At 60.8% G+C, this 556-nt stretch carries 2 tRNA genes; both read left to right on the forward strand.

The features are described from left to right. Positions 1–40 precede the first annotated feature (40 nt). Positions 41–117: transfer RNA gene (locus DS843_RS30965), tRNA-Ile, on the forward strand. Positions 118–148: 31 nt separating this feature from the next. Next, positions 149–224 (forward strand) — tRNA-Ala (locus DS843_RS30970). Positions 225–556 lie beyond the last annotated feature (332 nt).

Raw genomic sequence — 556 nt, forward strand, 5'->3', positions numbered from 1 at the left:
ATCTCATCATGGCCCTCTTCGAATGGAGGGTGGCCATGAGGGGCTAGTAGCTCAGTTGGTTAGAGCGCGCGCTTGATAAGCGTGAGGTCGGAGGTTCAAATCCTCCCTGGCCCACCATCCATCAGGCCGCAAACGCTTGACGCCGAACGGGGGCATAGCTCAGTTGGGAGAGCGCCTGCTTTGCAAGCAGGAGGTCGTCGGTTCGATCCCGTCTGCCTCCACCAGTCTTCTGGTGTCGAGGCGAGGGTGGGGCTCGTGGAGATCCGTCAGAAGGAAACGCAACACGGAAACGTGCGCTTAGCCGCTGGAAAGCGGTGGAGCGGGATCATGGACAGTGTGAAGACGATTGTTAAGTGACCGAGGACGGACCTCGGGCCGGCTCCCCTTGAGGGGGTTGGTTCGCAGGTCTGATGCATCTTGCGGTGTTGCGCGTGCGCCTGGGCTTGCCCCTGCGCGTGGCGCAACCGCTGAAGAGGATCAAGCGTCTGAAGGGCATCTGGTGGATGCCTTGGCACTGAGAGGCGATGAAGGACGCAGCACGTTGCGATAAGCCATG

The organism is Roseomonas genomospecies 6, from assembly GCF_008365375.1.
In the GTDB taxonomy this organism is placed as follows: domain Bacteria; phylum Pseudomonadota; class Alphaproteobacteria; order Azospirillales; family Azospirillaceae; genus Azospirillum.